Origin of the sequence: Pseudomonas sp. efr-133-TYG-103a, assembly GCF_030209235.1 — a bacterium.
Classification (GTDB): domain Bacteria; phylum Pseudomonadota; class Gammaproteobacteria; order Pseudomonadales; family Pseudomonadaceae; genus Aquipseudomonas.
The window spans coordinates 36,748-39,198 of record NZ_JARVSK010000022.1; the positions used below are offsets into that span (position 1 = coordinate 36,748).

The 2,451-nt window shown below is 57.4% G+C and carries 1 protein-coding gene; it reads right to left on the reverse strand.

Annotated features, from left to right (window positions below; genetic code table 11):
- Positions 1-80 precede the first annotated feature (80 nt).
- The gene (locus tag QRN36_RS18875; protein ID WP_285425450.1) at positions 81-2,282 is read right to left on the reverse strand and encodes a TonB-dependent siderophore receptor; all 2,202 of its coding nucleotides are present in this window, start codon (positions 2,280-2,282) and stop codon (positions 81-83) included.
- Positions 2,283-2,451: the final 169 nt, after the last annotated feature.

A 2,451-nucleotide genomic window follows, 5' to 3' on the forward strand; every position in this document is an offset into this window, starting at 1 on the left:
TTTTCCAAGTAACTCGCCAAAGGCGAAACCAGTCTGGCGTCAGCCAGACCCCTGCCCGACTACGCGATTACCCAATCACATCACCAACGAAACGCAACCGTCCCCATCACAGTGCGCTCCTCACCCCAGTAGCAACGCCCGGCATTGTTGCAACCACTGACGTACTCCTTGTCGAACAGATTCTTCGCGTTCACATCCACCGACCAATGCTTGTCGATGTCGTAGCCCACCAACGCATCCACCAGCGTGACATCCCCGGTTTTCAGCTTGCCGTACAGCGTCGGCGCGGTATACGCGAACGTATTGTCGAAATAGCGCACACCACCGCCCAGACGGAAACCGCTCAACGGCCCCTCGAGGAAACGATAAGTCGCCCAGGTCGACGCCTGATTACGCGGAATACCGGTCAATTGATGATCCTCGAACAACGACCCCGGCGCATCCTTGGTCACCCGCGCGTCGGTGTAAGTGTAAGACGCGGTCAGGCTGAGGTTCGGGGTGATGTCACTGTTCGCTTCAAGCTCCAGACCCTTGGACTCGCTCTCCCCCACCTGACGGCTGAAACCGTTGCTGCCGGCCACCACATCATGGGTCTTGGTCAACTGGAACACAGCGGCGCTGAAGGTGGTATTCCAACCAGCCGGTTCATACTTCAACCCCACCTCGTATTGGTGACTGAGGATCGGATCGAGCAGTTCGCCGTTGGGCTGCGAAGACTGCTGCACCGGCGTGAACGCCGTCGAGTAACTGACGTAAGGCGAGATACCGTTCTCGAACTGATACATCACGCCGGTCTGCCAGCTGAACCGGTGATCCCAGCCGTCCAGATCGGACACACCACTGATAGTGCCTTCACGGTTGCGGTACTTGCTGTTCACGAAATCCTGACGGCCGCCCAGCAAGAAGATCCAGTTTTCGTACTTGCTCTGCAGTTGGCTGTACAGGCCGTACATCTGTTGATCCAGCTGAGAGTTCTGGACAGTAAGAGGGGTGCCTGGTTTACCAGGTGGGAACACCGGATTGAAGACGTCGAAGCCCGCTCCTACCCCTGCGGCCCAATCCTGATTGTAAGAGGTACGATCATAGCTCGCACCGAGCAACACGGTGTTCTCCAGCGCGCCGTTGGTGAAGTGCCCTTCGAACTGGTTGTCCACTGAATAGGCGATGGATTTGTTGTCACGATCGTAAGACTGATAACCCACGATGGTGCTGCCAAACCCGCCATTGCTCAAGTTCCCGGGCCAGGTCTCATGCCGATCCACGCGCGACTCCATGTAGCGCGAGTTCTGCCGGAACTGCCAGTTTTCATTGAGCTGATGGCTGAACTCATACCCCAGCGTCCAGGACTCACGCTCGAAGTCGTCCCAGTTCGGGTTGCCGTTGAACTGGTCCTTGCCGATCTTGCCGTTCGGGTTGTTCAGCAACGTGCCTGCGGCCGGATAGCCCAGCAGCAGCTTGGTGCGATCCCGCTGGTACGACGACAGCAACGTCAGGGCGGTGTCTTCATCGAAATTGAAGGTCATCGAGGGGGCGATGTAGAGACGGTCGTCCGGTACCGAGTCAACCTGGGTATCGGCATTGCGACCCAGCATGACGATGCGCCCCAGAATGCGGTTGTCATCGGTCAGCGGGCCGGACACGTCCAGGCCCAATTGACGGCGATTGTTGCTGCCATAGCTGAACTTGGCTTCGCCCTGCGCGGTTTCGGTCGGCCGTTTGCTGACCAGGTTGACCAGGCCACCCGGCGCGTTTTCACCGTACAGAATCGAACTCGGCCCACGGAACACTTCGGTGCGTTCCAGACCATAGGGCTCGGTGGTGGTGTCATAACGGTTGCCTTGCAGACGCAGGCCGTCCTTGAGCAATCCGTAGCCGTAGTCGGTGGCGTTGTAACCGCGGATGGAAAACAGGTCGCCGGCCAGACCGTCGCCGACCGCAAACGGCGGCGCGAAAATACCCGGCACATAACCGAGGATGTCGGTGAGGGTCTGCGAGCCCTGGTCCTGAATGCGTTGACGTGTCACCACCGATACAGAACGCGGCGTTTCTGATAATGGAGTGCTGGTTTTAGTGCCCGCGGTGCTGTTCTTGGCCTGGTAACCGACGTCCTGTTCTTGCACCGGCGCTTCACCGCTCACCACCGAGTTCTGCAATTGAATCGTTGATCGCTTCGCGGGCGTGGCAGGTGCCTCTTCAGCCCATGCCAACCCCTGACACGCGACCGTGGCAACCAGCGCTGCCAAGGCTTTTACCCTGAATTGTCCCTTGTTGTTGCTAGCCATCCGAACGCCCCCTCCCTTTGAAAATCACACGAGGCACTCGCCTCAAAGTTTGACCAAACGTGTCAAAAAAGCGTGAAAAATGTAACAAAGAAACATTCTCATTACTATTAATATTACGTGTAACAGCAAAAAGCCATCCCTGGTGTCATTGCTGTTACAAACGTAGGGG

Bases quoted from the DNA above. Each gene is read 5' to 3' on its own strand.
- QRN36_RS18875 (WP_285425450.1), bottom strand. From the start codon at position 2,282: ATGGCTAGCAACAACAAGGGACAATTCAGGGTAAAAGCCTTGGCAGCG.